The sequence below is a fragment of the Halomonas sp. DP8Y7-1 genome, from assembly GCF_019801685.1.
GTDB classification, from domain to species: Bacteria; Pseudomonadota; Gammaproteobacteria; order Pseudomonadales; family Halomonadaceae; genus Halomonas; species Halomonas litopenaei_A.
Map to the genome: position 1 here is coordinate 1 of NZ_JAHVIN010000005.1, position 23,356 is coordinate 23,356.

General features: G+C 61.7%; 15 protein-coding genes. 10 read left to right on the plus strand and 5 right to left on the minus strand.

All coding sequences use genetic code 11. The annotated features are described in order from the left end of the window. The first annotated feature begins 9 nt into the window (after positions 1 to 9). From KUV41_RS05570 to KUV41_RS05595, 6 genes are all read left to right on the plus strand, one after another. A complete protein-coding gene (locus KUV41_RS05570) occupies positions 10 to 7,605 on the plus strand; it encodes a DUF637 domain-containing protein (RefSeq protein WP_261395972.1) in 7,596 nt (2,531 codons plus the stop codon). Positions 7,606 to 7,607: 2 nt separating this feature from the next. Continuing rightward, positions 7,608 to 8,033 (plus strand): barstar family protein, encoded by a 426-nt coding sequence (locus KUV41_RS05575; protein WP_222484875.1) that lies wholly within the window; start codon positions 7,608 to 7,610, stop codon positions 8,031 to 8,033. A 1,052-nt stretch (positions 8,034 to 9,085) separates the two neighbouring features. Next, the gene (locus tag KUV41_RS05580; RefSeq protein WP_206940355.1) at positions 9,086 to 9,730 is read left to right on the plus strand and encodes a hypothetical protein; all 645 of its coding nucleotides are present in this window, start codon (positions 9,086 to 9,088) and stop codon (positions 9,728 to 9,730) included. A 299-nt stretch (positions 9,731 to 10,029) separates the two neighbouring features. Next, positions 10,030 to 11,145: an alanine dehydrogenase gene (gene ald / locus KUV41_RS05585; RefSeq protein WP_222484877.1), complete on the plus strand. Its 1,116-nt coding sequence runs from the start codon at positions 10,030 to 10,032 to the stop codon at positions 11,143 to 11,145. A gap of 165 nt (positions 11,146 to 11,310) precedes the next feature. Continuing rightward, positions 11,311 to 12,345 carry a tryptophan--tRNA ligase gene (trpS, locus tag KUV41_RS05590; protein WP_222484878.1) on the plus strand — a complete coding sequence of 345 codons (1,035 nt, stop codon included), beginning with the start codon at positions 11,311 to 11,313 and terminating at the stop codon, positions 12,343 to 12,345. Between the two features lie 237 nt (positions 12,346 to 12,582). After that, complete coding sequence (locus tag KUV41_RS05595; protein WP_206940349.1) at positions 12,583 to 14,262, plus strand: NAD-dependent malic enzyme; 1,680 nt, start codon at positions 12,583 to 12,585, stop codon at positions 14,260 to 14,262. A gap of 171 nt (positions 14,263 to 14,433) precedes the next feature. On the opposite strand, the gene acnA is transcribed toward KUV41_RS05595, so the two are convergent. After that, positions 14,434 to 17,178, minus strand: a complete 2,745-nt coding sequence (acnA, locus tag KUV41_RS05600; RefSeq protein ID WP_222484880.1) for an aconitate hydratase AcnA — start codon at positions 17,176 to 17,178, stop codon at positions 14,434 to 14,436. A 209-nt stretch (positions 17,179 to 17,387) separates the two neighbouring features. On the opposite strand from acnA, the gene KUV41_RS05605 reads away from it, so the two are divergent. The 3 genes from KUV41_RS05605 (at position 17,388) to trxB (ending at position 19,622) form a co-directional block, all read left to right on the plus strand. Beyond that, positions 17,388 to 17,597, plus strand: a complete 210-nt coding sequence (locus KUV41_RS05605) for a CPXCG motif-containing cysteine-rich protein (RefSeq protein ID WP_206940345.1) — start codon at positions 17,388 to 17,390, stop codon at positions 17,595 to 17,597. A 235-nt stretch (positions 17,598 to 17,832) separates the two neighbouring features. Further along, positions 17,833 to 18,435, plus strand: a complete 603-nt coding sequence (locus KUV41_RS05610; RefSeq protein WP_206940343.1) for a peroxiredoxin — start codon at positions 17,833 to 17,835, stop codon at positions 18,433 to 18,435. A gap of 233 nt (positions 18,436 to 18,668) precedes the next feature. Further along, positions 18,669 to 19,622: a thioredoxin-disulfide reductase gene (gene trxB / locus KUV41_RS05615; RefSeq protein WP_222484882.1), complete on the plus strand. Its 954-nt coding sequence runs from the start codon at positions 18,669 to 18,671 to the stop codon at positions 19,620 to 19,622. 98 nt (positions 19,623 to 19,720) lie between these two features. On the opposite strand, the gene KUV41_RS05620 is transcribed toward trxB, so the two are convergent. Continuing rightward, complete coding sequence (locus tag KUV41_RS05620) at positions 19,721 to 19,999, minus strand: SlyX family protein (RefSeq protein ID WP_206940338.1); 279 nt, start codon at positions 19,997 to 19,999, stop codon at positions 19,721 to 19,723. Positions 20,000 to 20,131: 132 nt separating this feature from the next. On the opposite strand from KUV41_RS05620, the gene KUV41_RS19635 reads away from it, so the two are divergent. After that, positions 20,132 to 20,596, plus strand: a complete 465-nt coding sequence (locus tag KUV41_RS19635; protein WP_206940336.1) for a cold-shock protein — start codon at positions 20,132 to 20,134, stop codon at positions 20,594 to 20,596. Positions 20,597 to 20,668: 72 nt separating this feature from the next. On the opposite strand, the gene KUV41_RS05630 is transcribed toward KUV41_RS19635, so the two are convergent. From KUV41_RS05630 to dapD, 3 genes are read right to left on the minus strand one after another with little or no spacing between them, the layout of a single operon-like run. Then, positions 20,669 to 21,055, minus strand: a complete 387-nt coding sequence (locus tag KUV41_RS05630; protein WP_222485722.1) for a hypothetical protein — start codon at positions 21,053 to 21,055, stop codon at positions 20,669 to 20,671. Between the two features lie 7 nt (positions 21,056 to 21,062). Beyond that, a complete protein-coding gene (gene dapE / locus KUV41_RS05635) occupies positions 21,063 to 22,259 on the minus strand; it encodes a succinyl-diaminopimelate desuccinylase (protein ID WP_206940334.1) in 1,197 nt (398 codons plus the stop codon). 45 nt (positions 22,260 to 22,304) lie between these two features. Continuing rightward, positions 22,305 to 23,330: a 2,3,4,5-tetrahydropyridine-2,6-dicarboxylate N-succinyltransferase gene (dapD, locus tag KUV41_RS05640; protein WP_206940332.1), complete on the minus strand. Its 1,026-nt coding sequence runs from the start codon at positions 23,328 to 23,330 to the stop codon at positions 22,305 to 22,307. Positions 23,331 to 23,356: the final 26 nt, after the last annotated feature.

The window sequence follows — 23,356 nt, forward strand, 5'->3', positions numbered from 1 at the left end:
CAGGGCTCGCTGACGTTGACCGCGGCGGAACTCGACAACCAGGGCGGCAAGGCCGTTGCCCGAGAGGCGCTGACGGCCAGCGTGAGCGGTGTCGTGGGCAACCAGGACGGAGGGCGGCTCAGCGCCCGCCAGCTTAGCCTCAGCGCCCAGGACCTCGACAATCGGGGAGGCGAGGTCGACGCCGCCGGCACGCTGAATGTGAGCCTGAGCGAAAGCCTGGATAACGCGGACGGTCGCATCAGTGCGGCGCAACTCGCCATCGTCGCCCGGCATCTCGATAACCCAGGGGGCCAGGTGGTGGCCGACGGCGACCTGACGGCCACCCTGAGCGGCCACCTGGCCAACCGCGACGGCGGCACCCTGGGCGCCGAGCGGCTCGTGCTCACCACAGGGCAGTTCGATAACCGCGATGGCGCACTGCTGGCAGGCGATGTGCGGATCCACAGCCAGACCCTGGACAACGCCCGGGGCATGATCAGTGCCGATGATGCTCTGGCGCTGACGGTGACCCAGGCGCTGGCCAATCGGCAGGGCCAGATTCAGGTGGTCGAGGGAGGCCTCGAGGCGCGCCTGGGCAGCCTCGACAATCAGCAAGGCACTCTGGTCGCCAGGCGGCTCAGCGTGGCCTCGCAAGGCGCCGTCGACAATCGTCAGGGGCAGCTGGTCGGCGACGAGCTGCGCCTGGATGCAGGGAGCCTGGACAATCGTCAGGACGGTCGCCTGACCGCCTCCTATCTGACGCTGGCCATCGATGACGCCCTCGATAACCAGGGCGGGGTCCTCGACGCCGACCAGGGCGAGCTACAGGTCGCGGCCCGGCGTCTGGACAATCGTGGTGGCACCCTAAGTGCCAGCCAGCTGGGCCTGGGCCTGGACCAGGGCATCGACAACCGCGACGGCGGCCTGCTGCTGGCCGATGACCTGCGCCTGACGGCTGGGTCGCTGTCCAACACCCAGGGGCGGGTGCTGGGGCAGTCGCTGGTGCTGACCTTGGCGGCACTTTATAACGCCGGGGGGCTGATCAGTGCTGCGCAGGCGCTGGGTCTGGCGCTGAACGGCGCGCTCGACAACCAGGGAGGACGGCTGCAGGTCACCGACGGACAGCTGCAGTTGAGCGACGCCACCCAGGTGGATAACCGCCAGGGCGTGCTGGTAGGCCAGCAGTTGTCCCTCGTCGATATCGGTCGGCTGGACAATCGTCAGGGCCAGCTCGTCGCCGATGGGATCCGCGTGGCGGCGACCACCGTCGATAACACGCAGCAAGGGCTGATCAGCGCCGCCGAGACGCTGGACCTGACCGTTCAGGAGGACCTGGTCAACGCCTCGGGCACGCTGGAGGCCGCTCGGCTGAATGTCGCGGCCACCCGCGTCGACAACACCCAGGGCAGGCTGCTGGCGGACCGGATCGGGCTGAGGGCAACGACCCTGGGCAACCAGGGCGGCGCCATTCTGGCCGAGAGCGACGGCGCGGTGATCACCCTCACCGGTCAGGACGCTGAGCTTAATAACGCCGACGGCGTGATCGACGTGGCCGATGGCACGCTCGCCATCACCGCGGCCGAGGGGGCGATCCACAATCAGGCCGGGTCGATCAGCGCCGACCGGCTCACCCTGGACGCCGCCAGCCTTGATAACCACAGCGGTCAGCTGGCGGCGGTGCAGGGCAATGCCGCCATCACGGCAGACCGGCTCGACAACCAGGCCGGCCTGCTGGCCGCCCAGGGCGGCGAGCTGACGCTGGACATCTCCACCGTCGACAATCGCGCAGGCCGTCTGCAGGGTGACGGCGTCCGCCTGACCGGGGCGAGCCTCGATAACCGTCAGGGCACGCTGACCGCGGTGGAGCGTGACCTGGAGGTGCAGCTCAGCGGAGCGCTGGATAACGGCGACGGACGAATGCTGGCCAATGGCGTGCTGGGGGTGGACAGCGCGACCCTGACCAACCTGGGCGGTCAGCTGGCCGGTCGTGGCCTCAGCCTGACCACCGGCATGCTCGACAACCAGCAAGGTCTGGTCGAGTCCAGCGCCGCGCTGAGCGTTGACGTCGATGGCCTGGCCAATGGCGGCGGCACGCTAAGAAGCCTGTCTGGTCAGACGACGACCCTTAGCGCGCGTCAGCGCCTGGACAACCGTGGCGGCGTGATCGAGCTGGGGAGCCGCGACGCCCGTGTGAACGCTGCGGATATCGATAACCGCGATGGAACGCTACGCCATGATGGTGACGGGGTGGTGCAGCTGGTGGCCGAGCAGTTGGCCAACCTCAACGGCCGCCTTCAGGGAACCGGTGGCGTCAGCGCCGAGCTTGGCCGTGTCGAGGGGGTAGGGCAGTGGCAGGCCAATGGCCCGCTGGTCCTCGCCAGTGAGGCCGCGCTGAGCGTTGGTAGCAACGAGCGGCTGTCCAGCGCCATGGCCTTGAGCCTGCGGGCGGCGGGGCTGGTCAATGCCGGTCTGGTGGCGGCCAACGACAGCCTGACCCTGACGCTGGACGGCGCGCTGAACAATACCGGGCAGCTGTCGAGCCAGGGCCGTCTGGCGGTGACCGCCACCGGCCTGACCCAAGACGGCGGGCGCATCGCCAGTGCCGGCGACGCTTCCTTCCGCTTGAGCGGTGATGTGACCAACCTGGGACGCCTGACCAGCCAGGGCGACATGACCCTGAGCGCGGCCTCGCTCGATAACCAGGGCACCCTGGGCAGCCTGGGCGACCTGCGCCTGGATAGCGCCAGCATCACCAACGCCCCCGATACCCTGCTGTTCGCCGGTGGCGACATGACGCTGCATACGCAGCAGCTGTTCAACCGCTATGGGGACATCTATAGCCGGGGCGACCTGACCCTGGCACGCAACAGCGCCTTGGCCAAGGCGGACCGGCTGGAAAACCGCTCCGGGACCATCGAGGCCGAGGGGGATATGACCCTGCGCGCGGGGGACATTCTTAACACCAAGGACCGGATCGAGACGGACTCGTCGCTGGTGCAGCAACAGGTGTCAGGGACGAGCTATACCGTTAGCGAGCGCCACTATGAGTATTACAGCGATGGGCGCGACGGGGATAAGGGATACAAATATACCGGCAGTACCGTCGTTCGTGAATTCTCCACCTACCAGTTGGAGGAAACGTACCGGACCCAGGTTGTTGACGACTCCCCCACCGCAACGCTGTTAGCGGGCGGCTATCTCGATATCGTCACCAATGCGCTGACCAATCGTGCCAGTGTGCTGGCGGCCAATGGTGATGTGACGATCACGACCGGCACCTTGATCAATCAAGGTGCCGGGAATGAGCGAATCGTGCGGACCACGACCTATCGTGATGAGGATCCGCTCGACGGTATCGATCTTAACAGTCGAGGCCCGTCGCTGAGGCCTAGATACAGCGTTGCTGAAAATGACCTCTCCGTCACACTGGCCGCATGGAATGCCCAGGGCGGCGTCGACGAAGAGGGCAATCCGCTAGCATTGCCGGCGTCGGTTCATGTCGCGCCAAAGAATAGCGAGGCCGAAACCCGCACCATTCTCCCAGGTGGTGCTCCCGCAGTGATTTCCGCCGGTGGCCGTGTCTCCATTACCGCCACCGAGCAGCTCCACAACGGAGATATCCAGGAACATACCCTGGCCCAGTTGCAGGGGCGTCTTGGCGATGCGGCGACCCAGGGGCCGGTTTCCACGCTGTCCATGACCCTGGGACGTGACGCTGACCAGGCCAGTGCCCAGGGGCTGAGCGCGCCATCGCGAGTGGACCGCAGTGGTGCCAGCCGCGATGCGTCGCTGGCGGATATCGGCGCAACGCCCAGCACCGCTGGCGGGGGGCTTGACGGTGCACTGGACGCCAGCGTGGGCGCTGGCTTTGACGCGGGAGGGGGCGTCTGGGTCTTCGACGACGCGCCCTTCCTGCGGGTCGATATCGCGCAGACGCCGTCCTTCCGGCTGCCGGAAGGTGACTATGGCCTGTTCGTGCACGCCCCCGAGGCCCAGGGGCGCTATCTGGTCGAGACCAACCCGGAATTCACCAACCTCGAGCAGTGGCGCGGTTCCGACTACCTGCTCGACAAGCTCGGCTACACCGACGACGAGGCCTATCGGCTGCTCGGCGATGGTCGCTATGAATCCCGGCTGATCCGCCAGGCGGTGCTGGCCACCACCGGCCAACGCTATCTCAGTGAGGGGCTGGGCGATGACTACGCCCAGTATCGCTACCTGATGGATAACGCTTTGGCCTCGAAGGACCGTTTGTCCCTGGCGTTGGGGGTGGGCTTGAGCCCCGAGCAGGTGGCGGCGCTGACCCACGACATCGTCTGGCTGGAGGAGCGTCAGATCGATGGCCAGACGGTGCTCGCGCCGGTGCTGTACCTGGCCAACCTGGACAGCCGAGACGTGCGCGGTGGTGGGGTGATCCAGGGTCGTGACATCGACCTGATCAGCGGCGGTGACTTGGTCAACGTCGGCACCCTTCGCGCCACCCACGACCTCAATGCCTACGCCGCAGGGTCGGTGTTGCAGGGCGGCCTGGTCGAGGCCGGAGACGCCCTGAACCTCACCGCCCGCGACGATATCCGCAACGCCATGGGTGGGCAGATTCGCGGCGATCGGGTCAGCCTGACCGCCCTTGAGGGGGACGTGGTCAACGACCGCCTAAGCGTGGCCGCTGGCACCTCACGGGACTATCGCAGTTATCTCGACCAGGGCGGCAGCATCAGCGCCCGTGATCAACTCGACATCCGGGCCGGGCGTGACGTGGTCAACCGTGGCCGCCTGGCAAGCGACGGTGACCTGTCCGTGACCGCCGGCCGTGACATCGTGGCCGGGGCCGTGGTGGACGTTAGCCACTGGCAGGATGCCCGCGGTCATGATCGTCATCACAGCCATCAGGACAGCGCCACCACGCTCGGCTCAACCACCACCGCCGGGGGCGATCTTACCTGGCAGGCCGGACGGGATATCGCGAGCGACGCCAGTCAGGTCTTAAGCGGTGATGACCTGGTGCTGGCCGCCGGACGCGACATGGCCATTGTCTCTGGCGAGGACAGCGAGGCCAGTCGCGACGTCAGTCGTCGCCAGATCACCACCACCGACAGCGTGACCCAGGTGGGCAGCACCCTTGAGGCGGGAGGCAGTGCGAGCCTTAGCGCCGGAGGCGATATCGGCCTGCTCGCCAGCCGCGTCGAAGCCGGCGAGGGGCTGGGCCTGGTCGCCGGCGGCGACATCACCCTGGCGTCTGCGGCCAACTCCAGCGAGAGCCACACCCGCAAGCCCAACAAGGCCTACGACACCCGCACGGTGCGTCAGCAGGGCAGCGAGCTGGCGGCCGGCACCGACCTGACGGTGGCCGCCGGGGGCGATCTCACCCTGGTGGCAAGCACCGTCAGTGCCGGCGATGAGGCGTATCTGTATGCCGGTGGCGACGTGGCCCTGCTGGCCGCCAACGACGAGGACTACAGCCGCTACGAGAAGAACGAGAGCGGTGGCCTGTTCGGCGGTGACAAGCATCGTCTCGATGAGGTGCAGGACCTGCGCGCCCAGGGCAGCCAGATTGAAAGCGGCGGTGACCTGATCATCGTCAGCGACGGCGACCAGACCTATGAAGGCGCCCGACTCGAGGCTGGCAACGACCTGGTGCTGGACAGCGGCGGCGAGATCACCTTCGCCCATGCCCGTGACCTGCATAGCGAGACCCATGAGAAGAGCTCGAGCAATGCCGTCTGGCAGTCGGCCAAGGGCGAAGGCGAGACCGTCGAGACCCTGCGCCAGAGTGAGCTGGTGGCCCAGGGGGAGCGGATCATCCGCGCCGCCCAGGGCGTCAACGTCGACATCGAGCAGGTCGATGAGCAGAGCATCCACCAGACCATCACCGCCATGGTCGAGGCCGACCCGAGCCTTGCCTGGCTGGCCGAGATGGAAGCCCGTGGCGACGTCGACTGGCGCGAGGTCAAGGCCCTTCATGACCAGTGGGACTATGACCACTCGGGCATGAGCGCCGCCGCGCAGCTGGTGGTGGCGATTGTGGTGGCCTACTTCACCGCAGGAGCGGCCAGTGGATTGGTGGCGACCGCTGCCGGCACCGGGGGAGCCACTGCCGCCGCAGGCACTGCCTGGGCCGCAGCCACGACCACCACCGCGGCGGGCTGGGCCAATATGGCCGCTACCGCCGCCTTGACGGGCATGGCCAGCAACGCCGCTGTCAGCACCATCAATCAACAGGGGGACCTGGGCGAGGTCTGGGGCGACGTGACCTCCAGTGATGCCCTGCGCGGCTACGCCGTGGCGGGCGTGACCGCCGGGCTGACCAGCGGCCTGTACGACGGCTGGACCGGCACTCAGACCGGCACCACCACCGGCCTGCCCAATAGCGGGACGGTCACAGGGGCCCCCCTTGGCACCTGGCAAGGGGCGGGCCAGTTCGGCGCCAATCAGCTGTTGCAGAACACCACCTCCGCGCTGCTGGACCGGGCCCTGGGCGGTGACGCCGAGCTGGGTGACGCATTTCAAGCGAGTCTGGCCAACACCTTCGCCGCCGCTGGCTTCAACGCCATCGGCAATACCTCCCTTGAAAACGGCAGCCTGAACAAGGCTGCCCTGCATGCCGTTATGGGCGGCCTAGCTGCCGAAGCCGCAGGCGGCGACTTCACCACCGGTGCACTGGCCGCCGGGGCCAATGAGCTGTTAGTCGACAAGCTTGCTGGAGAGTACAGCGACCTGGATCAGGCCGAAAAAGGCCGGCTGCTGGTAATGAACTCCCAGATCATCGGCGTCATCGCCGCCGAGATCGCCAGCAATGACGACAGCGAACTGCAGATCGGCGCCCAGGTGGCAGGTAGTGCGACGCAGTATAACTACCTGTCGCATCAGCAAATCGACGAGTACGTCGACGAGGTGGACGGCTGTGAGGCGAGAGGGGATTGCGGAGAGATCGAGGCGCGTTACCACGAGCTGTCTGATCGTCAGCAGCAAGAGCTGATCAACTTATGTCAAACCGATGTAGCGGCCTGTGCGGCAAGGTACGACCAGGACCTTGGTGATGAGGAGCTGTTTAAAGACGCACTTGATCGTCTAATGGGGCGGGGTCCTGAAGATATCCCCTTCAGTGCGGCAGACGATGCTATGGTGTTGCGTGAGCAGAAAGACGCGGCACTGGACCTAGTGGTCGATGCTGACAGAGTGGAACAGTTCCGGGGATTCTCGAACTTAAGCATTGAAGAGGCCGCCGCGTTGGCCACTGTGGTGGCGGCGATGGGCGGGCCAAGGAGGCCAACAGGGAGTGGTGCCTCAAACCGTCGGGTTACTGACTTTGTTGACGGTGTGACGGTTGTTGATCGCAAAACCGGAACTGTATTTACCGGTACGGTCAATCTTAGGCCGACGCTTGATCGAATTGAGAGTGGGATGGCATCTTCGGTGGGAAGAAATGATGGGACAACCTTCCAGAACAAACCCCTTCGTGGAAAAAATGACCCAGAACTTCCGGTCCGGTCAGAGGGATATTATGTCGAATATGTTCATCCCACGCCTGGAATATCTGGACCTGGCCCTCAGAGAATCGTAACCGGGCAGGGTGGTGAGATCTACTATACGCCGGATCACTACAAAACATTTATAAGGCTGAACTAGTTATGGAAATACCAACTTCGTTTTATTTTAAATCTCCTGAACTAGATGAGTTGTGCCAGCGTGGTTGTGTTGCTTGTATTAGAGGGGGTGATATTAGTGATCAAACTAATGTTTTCGAGACTTATGGGCGTGAATTGAAAGCTCCAAATGGATATTTCGGTGAAAATTGGAATGCCTTTAATGACTGTCTGTTGGATCTCGACTGGATAAGTGAATTTGATGTTTATATTGTTCATTTTGACCTTCCATGCTTAGAGAGGTCTGAAATGGTAGATTATCTTGAAATTCTTGAGCATGCGGTAAAAACATGGATGGATGAAAAGACTAAAGAGCTTTGCCAGCTCCATTCAGATTTTGTTCCACATCGTTTGGTTGTTTTTTTTCCTGAGGAAGCGGAACAAGAGGTTTTGTCATATTTAAGCTCATAGATGGTTTAATTTTTTCAGTAGGTATGTCTTGGATGCTCAGTTGAACAGAAACCCGTGGCAGTCCGGAGTGGGCTATGCCTCTCAGTCCTTTACCTGCCTAGACATACTTCTTTGCTGTTTGATTTTCTTGTAGTAGACTGCTTACCGAGTTCTTTGAGGCCGGATGAAGCTTCTCAGTGCAACACGATCGATGGGTCAACTGAGATCCCTTTAGTACTTCGCTTTCTGCTCGCTTATTATTATAAATCCATAGAATAATTACGAGACGTTGGGTAGCAGATATATGCAGGTGGTCCCGAAGAAACTTTTTCCTCACGCGCTGAGGAGGAGCCTGAAGCATTTGGCGACGCTCTTCGCGCCACCAACGGCCTCAATGCCTGTGCGGCTGAGACAGGGATGCTTGGTTTAGACCGGCGACGCCCTGAACCATACCGTCAGCGACGATGTTTGCATTAATTAGCGGCCTTGCGCTTCACAGTCTAGCGTTTCACGGTAGTTTTTTTTCTTATGTCATCCTCTTGATGGCTGCACTATAGCCTGTGCAGCGCGGGAGGGGGCACTTCAAGATAGTGTGATAGTTATCCTTTTTTTCGCCCACCAAAGGGCGAGCTAGGATATCGGTTTAAATGACTCTGGCCTGCTTTTTCTTTTAGTGCTCGATAGTGACTAACGTTGTTCGTTCGAATGCTGGATTCAGGATAGTTCTGCCTGGTAACCCCTCGGTTAATTGTCGTACTTTGAGCTTGCTGTAGACAGGGTGTGTTCAGGGCGCGACCGCCTCAGCTCTATGATGGCGGAGGCAGTGATGTTGCTCGATCGATAGGACGCCAGCTGCTAATGCTAATGGCGGATGGCTGTGTCTCTATCATCGTATCGGCATGAAAAAAGCAGGTGTAGCATCACATTGTGCGTGCCACAGGCGGAGTCTTTGTGCGCAGGTGTTGACCTTAGAACCTGCGGCTAAGCTCTTTCGGTAGTAGCTCTGCCTTGATCAACGCTTAGGTTATCTTTTGTTGAAAATAACAATGTTCTGGAGTGTGAAGATGCGATGTATGGTTTGGTTGATGTTGGCCTTGGCGCTTGTGGGGTGCTCCGCCAGTCCGATGAAAATGGATGTACATAATTTGCATGAATCGGAGTCGGTGATTATTCATGATTCTAGGCCGGCTTCAGAGTCAGAGTTGGAAACCTTCAGTTATCTAGTGACAAGCGATGCCTACGGTATATACCGTGTGAATCATGATGCGACAGACCCGTCTCCGTTAAGGCTGTTTCAGCATATGGCATTTGATGCTATTTCGCCTGACGAGGATGCTGTTGAAATCAAGGTTCATCATTTTGTTATCTATTCGAATATGCGAAAGGCGCTAAAAGCTCAGGCAGCAGGTAGTGTTTTCGGGCTTATCGGTGCTGCCGTAGCGACATCGATGATGAACCATGAGGCGGATTTTAGCTTCACGGTCATGGACCAGAATGAGTTTGAAGAATATTTCTCAGGTGAGGAGTATTTAAGGGGCGTGTACTCGGAGGAGGAAAACCCCAACGATGCATCGATATTTATTATTTATATTGATGCTGAGGTGAATGGAGTGAGGCGTTTTATCAGGAGTGTCTATCCACTAGTAGCAACAGACGAAAGCCAGCCCCTGGAGATGGCGCTAAAAGATACGATCAAGGCGTTTCTTGCCCTTTACTAAGTGAAGGTGTGAGCAGAAGCCGAAGAACCTCTCCACCCTCTTGAAGTGCCCCCCTCCCAGCTCGCTGCCACGCCGTGACGTTCGGGAGGGGGCTATGCTCCTCCCCCAGCCTTGCCAGTCTGTCTTGCTGTTTAACCCTCTGATGGAAGAGGGTTGTTTTGCCTGGTCGCTGTCTTTTTAAGGATTTTTCCGTTTTTGATGGGGCGCTTCCACCGCAAAAAAATCTTGTGCTTCACTGGTGATGAAGAGAAAAGCACTACAGGTGCTCGCTATCGTTATCACGTGTGGAGAACGCCATCATGCAGATCGCCGTACCCAAGGAAATCAAGAACCATGAGTACCGTGTCGCGCTGACGCCTAGTGGTGCGCGGGAATTGAGCGAGCGTGGTCATCAGGTGGTGGTCCAGTCCGGTGCCGGTGACGGTGCTGGCTATAGCGATGATGCCTACATCGCCGCCGGTGCCTCCATCGAGGCCGACGTCGAGGCCTTGTTTCAGGCGGCGGAGCTGATTCTCAAGGTCAAGGAACCGCAGCCGGAAGAGGTGGCTCGGCTAGGACCCCAGCATACCCTGTTTACCTATCTGCATCTGGCTGCCGAGGAAACCCTGACCAAGGGTCTGCTGGACAGCGGAGCTACTTGCATCGCCTATGAAACCATTACCGCTGCCCAAGGAGGGCTCCCGCTGCTGGCCCCGATGAGCACTGTTGCAGGTCGTATGGCGGTACAGGCGGGTGCCCATAGTCTGGAGAAGGCGCAGGGTGGAGCTGGCGTGCTATTGCCAGGCGTGCCAGGCGTCGCTCCGGCCCGGGTCACCGTGATTGGTGGTGGTGTCGTCGGCGAAAACGCGGCCCGTATGGCACTGGGTCTAGGCGCCGAGGTGACTGTGCTGGACAAGTCGATTCCTCGCCTGGAAGCACTGGATGACCGCTATCAAGGGCGCATGAAAACGGTGTTCTCCTGCGCCGATGCGCTGGATGAAGCGGTGCGCGAGTCCGATCTGATCATTGGTGCGGTGCTGGTGCCTGGGGCGGCAGCTCCGAAGCTGATTACCCGGGCCATGCTGGCCGACATGAAGCCTGGTGCGGTGCTGGTCGACGTGGCCATTGACCAGGGGGGATGCTTCGAGACCTCGCGGCCGACCACCCACGCGGAACCCACCTATATCGTCGATGGCGTCGTGCACTACTGCGTGGCCAATATGCCGGGTGCGGTCGCGCGCACTTCGACCCAGGCATTGACCAATGCCACGCAACCCTTTGTGGTAGCACTGGCGGATAAGGGATGGCGCCGCGCGCTGGCGGAAGACCGCCATTTTGCGGCGGGGCTCAACGTGCACGACGGCAAGCTGACCTATGCGGCTGTGGGCGAGGCGTTCTCACTTCCTGTGGTCAGTGTCGACAGCGTTCTAAGCTGACGGGCTGCGCTGTTCCCGATAGGCAGGGCTCGCCGCTCCACTGGCGAGCCCAGAGCATGTCCACTGCGTCGCTGCTGGCAGCACGACGCAATGTGGCCGGGCAGGTCGCCATCGTTCGGCCTTGGCGTTACCATAGCGGGCATTTGCCGATACAGAGTGTCGTTCATGTCCGCTACTTCCGCAGCCTCCGACAAGACCCGGGTTCTCACCGGTATTACCACGACCGGTACGCCTCATCTGGGCAATTATGTTGGTGCCATCAAGCCTGCCATCGAAGCCAGTCTCGATCCGAGCGTCCAGTCCTATTATTTCCTGGCCGACCTGCATGCCTTGATCAAGTGTCAGGATCCCCAGCGGGTTCAGCAATCACGCCTGGAAATCGCAGCGACCTGGATGGCTCTTGGGCTCGATACCGACAATGCCATCTTTTATCGGCAGTCCGACATTCCTGAGATCCCCGAGCTGACCTGGATGCTGTCCTGCGTCTGCGCCAAGGGCTTGATGAACCGCGCACATGCCTACAAGGCCGCCGTGGCGGACAATGAAGAGGCGGGCAACCAGGACCCGGACAAGGGCGTCACCATGGGGCTGTTCGGTTATCCGGTGCTGATGGCTGCGGACATTCTGATGTTCCAGGCCAATCGTGTGCCGGTGGGGCGTGACCAGATTCAGCACATTGAAATGGCGCGTGACATGGCTGGCCGTTTCAATCACCTGTACAAAGGAGACTTCTTCACGCTGCCTGAGGCGGTGGTGGATGAGCGTGTGCAGGTGCTTGGTGGACTCGACGGACGCAAGATGTCCAAGAGCTACAACAACACCATTCCGCTGTTTGTGCCTGAGAAGAAGCTTCTGAAGCTGGTGCGCAAGATCAAGACCAATTCGCTCGAGCCCGGCGAGCCGAAAGACCCCGACAGCTGTACGCTGTTTCAGATCTACTCTGCGTTTGCCAGCGAGTCCGATACTCAGGCCATGCGAGACGATTACGTCGCCGGTATCGGCTGGGGCGATGCCAAGAATCGCGTTTTCGAACTGCTCAACGAGCAGCTGCGCGAGCCTCGGGAGCGTTATCACGCCCTGATGGAAGACCCAGGCCACATCGAGTCAGTGCTGAAGAAGGGCGCTCAGCGTGCCCGGGCCGAGGCGGCTCCCTTGATGGACCGCTTGCGCATTGCCTCAGGCCTTGGCCGCTTCGTCTGACGCCGCAAGGGATGCTGGCTCCGGCCCACGGGGGCAGCATCCTTATGGTCGGCCTCCTGGGGTCTGAGCCAAACTGCGCATGACTGTCCCCTAGCACCACCGCTTTTCCTGGGGCCTGCTCGCTGGCGTGCTAGAGTGGGCACAAAGGGTACCGCAAGAGTACTCGGACTCGACCGAGCCCCCTGAGAAGGGCGATTGACAAGAGTCCCTTGACCGAGTCACCAAACGAGACGAGAGATGAGCACAGAACCTAAGCGTCCCCTCTATATTCCCTACGCTGGCCCCTCTCTGTTGGAGATGCCGCTGCTCAACAAGGGTAGTGCCTTCACCCAGAAGGAACGTCTGCAGTTCAACCTGATTGGCCTGTTGCCACAGAACGTCGAGACCATCGACGAGCAGGTCGAGCGCGCCTATCACCAGTACCAGCAGTGCCAGAATGATCTGGACCGCCATATCTATCTGAGGGCGATTCAGGACGATAACGAGACGCTGTTTTTCCGCCTGGTGTCCGGCCATCTCGAAGAGATGCTGCCGATCATCTACACCCCCACGGTCGGCAAGGCCTGTGAGGAATTCTCCAATATCTATCGCAACCACCGGGGCCTTTTCATCTCGTACCCGGATCGCGAGTACATGGATGACATCCTCAGAAGTGCCACCAAGGATAACGTCAAGGTGATCGTGGTCACCGACGGCGAGCGCATCCTGGGCCTGGGGGATCAGGGCATCGGCGGCATGGGCATTCCCATCGGCAAGCTGTCGCTGTACACCGCCTGTGGCGGCATCAGCCCCGCCAATACCCTGCCGATCATGCTGGACGTAGGGACCAACAACCAGCAGCTGCTGGATGACCCCCGCTATATGGGCTGGCGTCATCCGCGCATCAGCCAGGAAGAGTACGACGAGTTCATCGAGACCTTCATGCAGGCGGTGAAGCGTCGTTGGCCAAAGGTATTGCTGCAGTTCGAGGATTTTGCCCAGGCCAACGCGATGCCGTTGCTGGAGCGTTATCGCGACGAGATGTGCTGCTTCAATGACGATGTCCAGGGCACCGCCGCGGTCTGCGTGGGGACATTGATGGCAGCCTGCCAGGCGCGTGGCGAAGGCATGGCTCGTCAGCGGGTCGTCTTCGTGGGTGCCGGTTCTGCCGGCTGCGGGATTGCCGAGATGGTGGTCGTGGCGATGATGGCCGAAGGGCTGACCGAGTCCCAGGCCCGTGAGCGCGTCTACATGGTCGATCGCGAGGGCCTGGTCACCGATGATCAGACCTGGCTGAGAGACTTCCAGCGGCGCCTGGCACACCCCGCACAGTCAGTCGAAGGTTGGAACGGCCAGGACCTGCTGGAGGTGGTCAAGCAGGTGCAACCGACGGTGCTGCTTGGTGTGTGCGGACAGAAGGGCATCTTCACCGAACAGGTGGTGAAGGCGATGCATGCCAACTGCCAGATGCCGCTGATCATGCCGCTGTCGAACCCGACCTCCCGTGCTGAAGCGGTGCCCGCTGACGTGCTGGAGTGGACCAACGGTGATGCGCTGGTCGCCACCGGCAGTCCTTTCGCCCCGGTCGAGATCAACGGCCGCACCATTCCCATTGCCCAGTGCAACAATGCCTACATTTTCCCAGGCATTGGCCTTGGAGTGGTGGCCAGCGGCGCCCGCAGGGTCACCGACGCCATGTTGATGGCCGCCTCCCGTGCGCTGGCGCGTGAAGCCCCGATCGTCAAGGAAGGCGAGGGCGCCATGCTGCCGCCGCTGTCGCGTATCCGCGAGATCTCCAAGTCCATCGCCTTCGACGTCGCGGCCCAGGCCCAGCATGAAGGGGTGGCGTTGAAAAGTGACGGCACCAAGTTGCGTCGGGATATCGAGAAGAGCTGCTGGAGTCCGAATTACAGGGACTATCGGCGTCGCGCCTTCTAATCATCCCGCACGTCAACACCACACGAGGAACCCTGCCGGTCGGCAGGGTTCTGTGTTTTTAGCTTCAGCTTCTGCTTCCAGCCTGCCGCTAGCGGCACAGACAAAAAAGACCCTGCCGGAGCAGGGTCTTTATGGCGATAACACCAGGAGCGAGGGCTCCTGGCTGGCTGATCAGGCGGCGCCGATCATCTTGCGCAGGACGTAGTGCAGAATGCCGCCGTGGCGGTAGTACTCGAGCTCGTTGGCGGTGTCGATACGACATAGCGCATCCAAGGTCTTCTCGCCCTTGTCGCTCTTGATGGTCACCTTGACCTTGCCACCGGGACGCAGGCTATCCAGCCCCTCGATGGACACGGTCTCGTCACCGGTCATGCCCAGCGACTTGCGGTCCTCGCCTTCGGGGAACTGCAGCGGTACCACGCCCATGCCGATCAGGTTCGAGCGGTGGATGCGTTCGTAGGATTCCGCCAGCACTGCGCGTACCCCAAGCAGCAAGGTCCCCTTGGCGGCCCAGTCCCTGGAGGACCCGGTGCCATATTCCTTGCCGGCGACCACCACCAGCGGTGTACCTCCCTGCTGGTACTTCATGGCCGCATCGTAGATCGCCATCTGCTCACCACTGGGCACGTGGCGAGTCTCGCCACCGACCACGCCATCGAGCATCTCGTTTTGAATGCGCACGTTGGCGAAGGTGCCGCGCATCATGACTTCATGGTTGCCCCGGCGAGAGCCGTAGGAGTTGAAGTCGACGGGTTTGACCCCGTTTTCCTGCAGGTAGCGGCCAGCCGGACTGTCGGGCTTGATGGCGCCGGCAGGGGAGATGTGGTCCGTGGTGACACTGTCGCCAAGCATCGCCAGGATATGGGCGTCCTTGACGTCCTCGACCTTGGCCGGCTCCTTGCCCATGCCCTCAAAGAAGGGCGGGTGCTGAATGTAGGTGGAGTTGTCGTCCCACTCGTAGACCTCGCTTTCCGGCACCTTGATGGCTTTCCACACCTCGTCGCCATCAAAGACTTCCGCGTACTCCTTGTGGAACATCTCGGTGTTGACCTTCTCGACAGCCTCGGCCACCTCGGCCTGGGATGGCCAGATATCCTTCAGGTAGACCGGCTCACCTTGGCTATCTTCGCCGATGGGGTCCTTGTCCAGGTTACAGCGCACATTGCCGGCCAGGGCAAAGGCCACCACCAGGGGCGGTGATGCCAGCCAGTTGGTCTTCACCAGCGGATGCACCCGGCCCTCGAAGTTGCGATTACCGGACAGCACCGAGGCCACGGTCAAGTCACCGTCCTTCACGGCCTCTTCGATGGGTTCCGGCAGCGGCCCGGAGTTGCCGATGCAGGTGGTACAGCCGTAGCCGACCAGGTTGAAGCCCAGCTCGTTGAGATCATCCTGCAACCCGGCTGCGGCCAGGTAGTCGGTCACCACCTTGGAACCGGGGGCCAGCGACGTCTTGACCCAGGGCTTGGTGGTCAGGCCCTTTTGCTTGGCCTTGCGGGCCAGCAGGCCGGCGGCCATCATCACGCTGGGGTTGGAGGTATTGGTGCAGGAAGTAATGGCGGCAATCACCACGGCGCCTGGGTCAAGGCTGAAATCCTTGCCCTTGTAGTTGACGTCCTGGCTGCTGGAATGGCGATAGCTGCGCTCGACACCGACGGCGGTCTGGCCACCCTCAGAGCCCAGCTTGTCATTGCGGCTATCGGACGATGGCGTCCCCTCGTCGGCCATCAGCTTTTCGAAGGTCTGCGCGAGCTGGCTCAAGGCAACCCGGTCCTGTGGGCGCTTGGGGCCGGCCAGGCTGGCTTCGACGTCGCCCATGTCCAGCGCCAGGGTATCGGTGAAAATCGGCTCGTGGCCCGGCTCTCGCCACAGACCCTGCTGCTTGCAATAGGCTTCGACCAGCGCAATCTGAGCCTCGTCACGGCCCGACAGGCGCATGTAGTTCAGCGTCTCATCGTCCACCGGGAAGAAGCCGCAGGTCGCGCCGTACTCGGGGGCCATGTTGGCGATGGTGGCGCGGTCAGCCAGCGGCAGATCCTTGAGGCCGTCACCGTAGAATTCGACGAACTTGCCGACCACTCCTTTCTTGCGCAGCATTTCGGTGACGGTCAGCACCAGGTCGGTGGCGGTAATGCCTTCACGCAGCTTGCCGGTCAGCTTGAAGCCGATGACCTCGGGGATCAGCATCGAGACGGGCTGTCCCAGCATGGCCGCCTCTGCCTCGATACCGCCGACGCCCCAGCCCAGCACGCCCAGGCCGTTGATCATGGTGGTGTGGGAGTCGGTGCCGACCAGCGTGTCGGGGTAGGCCAGGGTCTTGCCATTGTCATCCCGCGTCCACACCGTCTTGCCCAGGTACTCCAGGTTGACCTGGTGACAGATACCGGTTCCCGGAGGAACGACGCGGAAGTTGTCGAAGGCATCCTGCCCCCAGCGCAGGAACTCGTAACGCTCACGGTTGCGATCCATCTCCAGCGCCACATTGTCCTTGAAGGCGGATGGGTCGCCGTACTTGTCGACCATGACGGAGTGGTCAATCACCAGATCGACCGGTGACAGCGGATTGATCCGTGAAGGCTCTTCCCCCAGTGTTTCCACGGCAGCGCGCATGGACGCCAGGTCGACCACCCCCGGAACCCCGGTGAAGTCCTGCATCAGTACCCGCGCCGGGCGGTAGCCGATCTCACGGTCGGAGCGGCCTTCCTTCTGCCAGTCGACCAAGGCCTGCAGGTCTTCCTTGGACACGCTCTCGTCGTCAGCAAAGCGCAGCTGGTTTTCCAGCAGCACCTTGAGGGTCATCGGCAGGCGCTGGATATCCCCCAGGGCGTCTGCGGCCTGGGCGAGGCTGTAGTAATCGTACTGCGTCCCGCCAACGTCGAGGGTCTGGCGAGTATCCGGTAGGGAATCACTGCTCATGCTTTCCTCCTGAGGCATTGAGTCGAACGGTCCAGGTTCGCGGGGATCGGCGAGGTCTTGCGGCAGATCCCTTAGTAGTACTTGGTCATCATAGTTGCGTTATTCAACCATGGTGATGAAATCGGGTGCCGGATCGGGCCTTGAAAGCAGCGTCGGCCAACCCCATGGTGGGTCCTTCGACAGGCCTTGGCCAACCACGGAGGCGTGGCATGCATGAATCGACATTGCCTGAGTGGACGCTCGACTGTCCCTACTGCGATGCCACCATCGAGGTGTTGGTGGACACGTCCCAGGGCAGCCACGAAACCTGGGAGGACTGCTCTCAGTGCTGCGCACCCATTCATTTTCGTATCGAGGTGGACCCGGTGACGGAAGAGATCCTCTCCGTGGTGGCCGGAGACGATGACGAGGTCATCTAAGCGCTTGAGCGGTGGCCGGCCAGTGGCGGCCGCGAGGCGCGTTACCGCCGAGCAATGACAGGGTCATTGCGGCGTCATCCTCGGCAGGTGACAATAGCGAGCCTCTATCGGACCAGTGATGCTGGTCGATTGGCCCAGCAGGACGTGCTCGCCTAGGGTATGCCCTTGTCTTGTACGCCTTGCTGGGAACAAAGATAGCTTCCCTTATCACGCTTCAATCCCCAAGGAGACTTTCATGAGCGTACTGGTAGGACGTCAAGCTCCCGATTTTGAAGCTGCCGCCGTGACCGGCAGCGGTGAGATCGTCGACAACTTCAAGCTGTCCGACAGCAACGGCAAGCTGCGCGTGCTGTTCTTCTGGCCGCTGGACTTCACCTTTGTGTGCCCCTCCGAGATCATCGCCCACGACAACCGTCTGGCGCAGTTCAAGGACCTGGGCGTCGAGGTGATCGGTGTCTCCATCGATTCCCAGTTCACCCACTACGCTTGGCGCAAGACCAGCCCCGACGCCGGCGGCATCGGTGAAGTCGGTTTCCCGATCGTGGCCGACGTCAAGCACGAGATCACCCAGGCCTACGGCATCGAGCACCCGGACGCCGGCGTTGCCATGCGTGCCTCTTTCCTGATCGACGAAGACGGCGTGGTACAGCACCAGGTGGTGAACAACCTGCCGCTGGGCCGCAACGTTGACGAGATGCTGCGCATGGTCAAGGCGCTGCAGCATCACCAGAAGCATGGCGAAGTGTGCCCCGCTGGCTGGGAAGAAGGCCAGGAAGGCATGAAGGACACCGCAGAAGGTGTTGCCAAGTACCTGGGCGCGCACTCCAGCGCACTGTAAAGGTATGGCTGGCGCCAGTCTCGGGTAGATTGGCGCCAGTGGTGGACGGGGCGGCGAGCCCGCCCCGTCGGCCGCAGGCAGGGTGAAGAAGACGCAGCTTGGCCCATGGTGATGAACGCAGCTCCTCGATGACTGCACGACGACGTCACCAGCGGCGAATCTGCCGAATCATTTTCTGAATTTGCTGCACGTTCTCTCTGGACGTTGCAGCCATCTGGTCCAGTGAGGTAGCCATGAGTGAAGCGCGCCACGAACGTCTGATTATTCTGGGCTCCGGCCCGGCCGGCTACAGTGCCGCAGTATACGCTGCCAGGGCCAACCTGAAGCCGCTGCTGATCACCGGCATGCAGACGGGTGGGCAGCTGACCACCACCACCGATGTGGACAACTGGCCTGGTGATGATGCTGGTGTGCAGGGTCCCGAGCTGATGGAGCGGATGCGTCGTCACGCTGAGCGCTTCGATACGGAAGTGCTGTTTGACCATATCCATGAAGTGGAACTGCGTCAGCGCCCCTTCACGCTCAAGGGGGATAACGGTACCTACACCTGTGATGCCCTGATCATTGCCACCGGGGCCAGCGCCCGCTATCTGGGACTGCCCTCCGAGCAGCAGTTCATGGGACAGGGCGTGTCTGCCTGTGCCACCTGCGACGGTTTCTTCTATCGCAACCAGGAAGTGGTCGTCGTCGGCGGAGGCAATACCGCGGTGGAGGAAGCGCTGTATCTGTCCAACATCGCCTCCAAGGTTACCCTGGTGCATCGTCGCGATAGCCTGCGGGCGGAAAAGATTCTGCAGGACAAGCTGTTCGAAAAGGCTGAGAACGGCAATGTCGAGCTGGTATGGAACCATACGCTGGATGAAGTGCTGGGTGACAACACCGGCGTGACCGGTGCCCGACTCAAGTCCGTCGAGACCGGCGCAACCCGCGATATCAGCGCCCCTGGGGTGTTCATCGCGATCGGCCACAGCCCGAACACCGCGATCTTTGAAGGTCAGCTGGACATGGCCGGAGGCTACATCAAGGTCAAGTCCGGCCTTGAAGGTAACGCCACGGCGACCAGTGTGGCTGGGGTGTTTGCCGCTGGTGATGTGATGGACCATGTGTATCGCCAAGCGATTACCTCAGCCGGAAGCGGCTGCATGGCGGCGTTGGACGTGGAGCGTTATCTGGACGGTCTCGAGTAAAGTCATAGCGCTAGCGGCCTGACGCCCCGTCAGGCCGTTGACAGTAGCACCGCCAGGCATCCGTCTGGCGGTGTTTTTTTATCTATGAGGCGGGGGCTTCAGTAGTGGGGGGGAAGCTCGTCCTCGGGGCCGGGAGCGTCACCAAGGTCACGTTCATTATCCGCTGACAGTTCGCGCAAACGCTGCTGCATCAGGCGGTTGATGCGCTCCAGCTCCATCATTCGGCGCTCTTGGGAGGCGATGGTCGCATCCAGGCTGTCGAGCCAGTGTTCTTGATAGGCCAGCCGGCTCTCCAAATCTTCGACACGCTTTGCTAGATCGGCGGACGGCTTGTCAATACCCGTGATAGACTCATGTTGCGGTGTGTCACTGTTCATCGTGTCTGCTGCCTGCCTTGGGCTTTTTCCAAGAAGTCGTGGCGGAAGGGTCTCGCCTGTGTCATTGGCATAGACGATGATCCCATGGTCTTTCCATCTATCTTCATCATGCCAAGAGAGTTTTTTACGTCCATGAATAAAAGGGTTTTCTTTCGTTGTTGTGTGATCAGTGTGCTGCTGGCCGCTCCTGCGCCGCTGCTGATTGCCCTGGCGGTGAGTCTTGCCACGGGTGTGTCAGTCGAGGCATTGCATGGGGTTGTCGGTGAAGAGGCGTTGCTGATCGGCTATGTCGCTGCAGCCAGCGCCATCTTTGCCGTGTTGCTGCTGGCTACCCTATCGCTTAATGCGCTGACGCCGCGCCTGGTCAATCTTGCCGATGTCGAAGATGACGACCGCGAGATTGGTGAGGTCAAATGGTTCAACGTCAACAAGGGATACGGCTTCATCACACGTGATGGTGGCGACGATGTGTTCGTGCATTTTCGGGCGATACGCGGTCGCGGACATCGCACCTTGGCCGAGGGCCAAAAGGTCCGCTATTACGTGGTCGAAAATGAGCGAGGGCTGCAAGCCGACGATGTAACGGTCATCACCTGACCCCTTTCCGCTATCGTCGCTACCCTGAAGACGCCCCGCCATGTGCGGGGCGTCGTCGTTTGAGCCGGTCCCTCAATGGCCGGAGTCAGGCCAGTCGAAGGCGCTTTCGCTGCCGTCGGGCAGCACCCGCAGGAAGCGGTCAGGGTCATCGCCAGGCTGCCAGCCGCCCAAGGAACAGCGGACCTCGCACTCCAGCGCCTTGGCCGCCGCGCGGGCGAACTCTGCGTCAGTAGCCCAAGGGGAGTCGGCGCTGTCGAGCCACAGGCTGGCAAAACCGTCTGCCGCCTTGGCCACCAGCAACACCGGGATCACGCTGCCTTCGCGCTGTCCTTGAGTGCTCCACTTGAACTTGCCGCGGGATACCAGCGGTGCAGCGTCGATAGTCTCTGCCAGCCAGCTACTGATGCGCTCAGGGTCGCAATCGCCCAGGTAGATCTCGATATCGGGATAGCGCTCCATCATCACCTCACTTCGTTGCGCTGGCGAAAAGCCGCGTCAGGATGGCTTCATAGACGTGGCTGAGGTCATCGAGATCGGCGGCGCGGACACGCTCATCCACCTTGTGGATGGTGGCATTGAGCGGGCCAAGCTCGACCACCTGGGTGCCCAGGGTGGCAATGAAGCGGCCGTCGGAGGTGCCACCGGAGGTGGACAGCACCGGGGTAATGCCGGTGATATCACGTACTCCAGCGACGGCGGCATCGACCAGGGCCCCTTCGCGGGTCAGGAAGGGTTGGCCGTTCAAGGTCCAGTCAATATCGAAGTCCAGGTCGAAGTCACGCAGGATGGCTTCGGTGCGATCACGCAGCTCCTGGTCGGTCGTCTCGGTGGAGAAGCGGAAGTTGAAGGTGGCCTCCACTTCGCCAGGAATGACGTTGGTGGCTCCCGTGCCAGCGCGCAGGTTGGATACCTGAAAGCTGGTCGCAGGGAAGCAGTCGTTGCCCGAGTCCCAGTGTTCGTTGGCCAGCGCATCCAGAGCCGGAGCGATCTGGTGGATCGGGTTCCGCGCCAGATGCGGATAGGCCACATGTCCCTGGATGCCACGCACGGTGAGAACGCCACCCAGCGAGCCGCGACGCCCGTTCTTGATGACATCGCCCAGACGTTCCGTGGATGACGGCTCGCCGACGATACAGTAGTCCAGGCGCTCGTTGCGCTCGCGCAGGCATTCGACCACGGCACGGGTGCCGTCCACCGCCGGTCCTTCCTCGTCAGCGGTGATCAAGAAGGCGATACGCCCAGGATGATCGGGGTGCTCCTGGATGAACCGCTCCACCGCTGTGATCATTGCCGCCAGGCTGCCCTTCATGTCAGCCGCTCCACGCCCCCTGAGCATGCCGTCGGCATCAATCTCAGGAGCGAAGGGAGGCGTCTGCCACTGGTGCTCCGGGCCTGTGGGTACAACGTCGGTGTGCCCAGCGAAGGCCAGGACGGGGCCATGATGCCCATGTACCGCCCAGAAGTTGTCGACGTCGCCGAAGCGCAGCGTTTCGACGTTGAAGCCAAGCCGCTCCAGGCGCTCGATCATCAGGGTTTGGCAGCCCATGTCGTCCGGTGTCACCGATGGACGACGCAGCAGCTCGAGGGCAAGCTCCAGGGTGGGCGAAAGCGTCTCGGACGGCGCAGTTGCGCCGGTCGGGGCGGGAAGATCGGTAGTCGGCATGGCGGTCTCGGTGAGGGGCGGCGGCCGGGGCCGCCGCACTCAGGATCAATTGTGGGCGTGCAGCGCTTCGTTCAGGGCGATGGCGCTCTTGTTGGTCAGGCACTCGATGCGGCCGTTGGTCGAGTTGCGGCGCAAGAGCAGGTCGCTCTGACCCGCCAGCTCACGGGCTGCCAGGGTGCGAACTTCCTGGTTCTGGTCGTCGAGCAGGGTGACCTTGGCGCCCGCGGTGATGTAGAGGCCTGCCTCCACGGTGCAGCGATCGCCCAGGGGGATGCCGATACCGGCGTTGGCGCCGATCAGGCAGCCCTCACCCACGGAGATGATGATGTTGCCGCCGCCGGAAAGGGTGCCCATGGTCGAGCAGCCGCCACCCAGGTCGGAACCCTTGCCAACCATCACGCCAGCAGAGATGCGTCCTTCGATCATACCGGGGCCCTCGGTACCGGCATTGAAGTTGACGAAACCTTCATGCATGACGGTGGTGCCTTCGCCCAGGTAGGCGCCCAGACGTACCCGCGCGGTATCGGCGATACGCACGCCGCCGGGTACCACGTAGTCGGTCATCTTGGGGAACTTGTCGACGCAGTCCACCGACAGGGTGCGGCCTTCCAGGCGGGCCTTGAGGCGACGCGCCGGCAGCTCGATGACGTCGATCGCGCCTTCGCTGGTCCAGGCAATGTTGCGCAGCAGACCGAACATGCCGGTGAGGTCGAGCTGGTGCGGCTTGACCAGACGGTGGGACAGCAGGTGCAGCTTCAGATAGACCTCGGGGGCCGACTGCGGAGGCAGGTCCTGGTCAATGAAGGTCGCGACCAGCGGGCGCTGGCTGGCAGCAAGGCTGGCGGCCAGGTCGGCCTGTTCGGGATGACCTGCGTCGCGCAGGGCATCAGCCAGGGCCTGGCAGTGCTCGGGCAGGAAGCTGACCACGGCGGTGCCCTTGGGCGCATCGAGGACCTTGGCTGCGGCCTCGACCAGGCTGGCGTCAGGGGTCAGCAGGGGGGCCGGATAGTAGACCTCGAGCCAGTCGCCCTGGGTGTTCTGAGTGCCGATACCAAGTGCAAAGCTGTGCATGCCGTATGTCCTTTAAAGTGAACGTG

What these genes read in the sequence shown, in the direction of transcription:
- KUV41_RS05575 (WP_222484875.1), top strand. Translation starts at nt 7,608, where the DNA reads ATGGAAATACCAACTTCGTTTTATTTTAAATCTCCTGAACTAGATGAG.
- KUV41_RS05580 (WP_206940355.1), top strand. Translation starts at nt 9,086, where the DNA reads ATGGTTTGGTTGATGTTGGCCTTGGCGCTTGTGGGGTGCTCCGCCAGT.
- ald (WP_222484877.1), top strand. Translation starts at nt 10,030, where the DNA reads ATGCAGATCGCCGTACCCAAGGAAATCAAGAACCATGAGTACCGTGTC.
- trpS (WP_222484878.1), top strand. Translation starts at nt 11,311, where the DNA reads ATGTCCGCTACTTCCGCAGCCTCCGACAAGACCCGGGTTCTCACCGGT.
- KUV41_RS05595 (WP_206940349.1), top strand. Translation starts at nt 12,583, where the DNA reads ATGAGCACAGAACCTAAGCGTCCCCTCTATATTCCCTACGCTGGCCCC.
- acnA (WP_222484880.1), bottom strand. Translation starts at nt 17,178, where the DNA reads ATGAGCAGTGATTCCCTACCGGATACTCGCCAGACCCTCGACGTTGGC.
- KUV41_RS05605 (WP_206940345.1), top strand. Translation starts at nt 17,388, where the DNA reads ATGCATGAATCGACATTGCCTGAGTGGACGCTCGACTGTCCCTACTGC.
- KUV41_RS05610 (WP_206940343.1), top strand. Translation starts at nt 17,833, where the DNA reads ATGAGCGTACTGGTAGGACGTCAAGCTCCCGATTTTGAAGCTGCCGCC.
- trxB (WP_222484882.1), top strand. Translation starts at nt 18,669, where the DNA reads ATGAGTGAAGCGCGCCACGAACGTCTGATTATTCTGGGCTCCGGCCCG.
- KUV41_RS05620 (WP_206940338.1), bottom strand. Translation starts at nt 19,999, where the DNA reads ATGAACAGTGACACACCGCAACATGAGTCTATCACGGGTATTGACAAG.
- KUV41_RS19635 (WP_206940336.1), top strand. Translation starts at nt 20,132, where the DNA reads ATGAATAAAAGGGTTTTCTTTCGTTGTTGTGTGATCAGTGTGCTGCTG.
- KUV41_RS05630 (WP_222485722.1), bottom strand. Translation starts at nt 21,055, where the DNA reads ATGGAGCGCTATCCCGATATCGAGATCTACCTGGGCGATTGCGACCCT.
- dapE (WP_206940334.1), bottom strand. Translation starts at nt 22,259, where the DNA reads ATGCCGACTACCGATCTTCCCGCCCCGACCGGCGCAACTGCGCCGTCC.
- dapD (WP_206940332.1), bottom strand. Translation starts at nt 23,330, where the DNA reads ATGCACAGCTTTGCACTTGGTATCGGCACTCAGAACACCCAGGGCGAC.